Source organism: Psychrobacter sp. TB20-MNA-CIBAN-0197 (genome assembly GCF_040309765.1).
Classification (GTDB): Bacteria; Pseudomonadota; Gammaproteobacteria; order Pseudomonadales; family Moraxellaceae; genus Psychrobacter; species Psychrobacter submarinus.
In genome coordinates, this window is record NZ_JBEOPC010000762.1 from 1 (window position 1) to 264 (window position 264).

Consider the following 264-nt stretch of genomic DNA (forward strand, 5'->3'; position numbering starts at 1 on the left):
TGCAGCATAGGTATTTGTCTAATTGATAGCGTAAATGCGCAGGCAGGCAATATATTAAAATTTGCAGACACGGCTATGTATCGTTCTAAAAATAAAGGGGGGAATAGCAGTAGCTTTTACGATCCAGCCTTACAAACACTGCTTGAAAAACAAACTGAACTAGAAACAGATATAGTCAGAGCGATTGCATCTGATGAGTTTTGTGCTTATTTTCAGCCTCAGGTAAATACGTATGGTGATGTTATTGGTGCTGAAGCACTCATT

1 protein-coding gene is annotated in these 264 nt (G+C 38.6%); it reads left to right on the forward strand.

Annotated features, from left to right (window positions below; genetic code table 11):
• Nucleotides 1–264, forward strand: a 264-nt coding sequence (locus tag AAEY83_RS15875) for a hypothetical protein (protein WP_502945203.1), incomplete at both ends; no start/stop codon positions are given.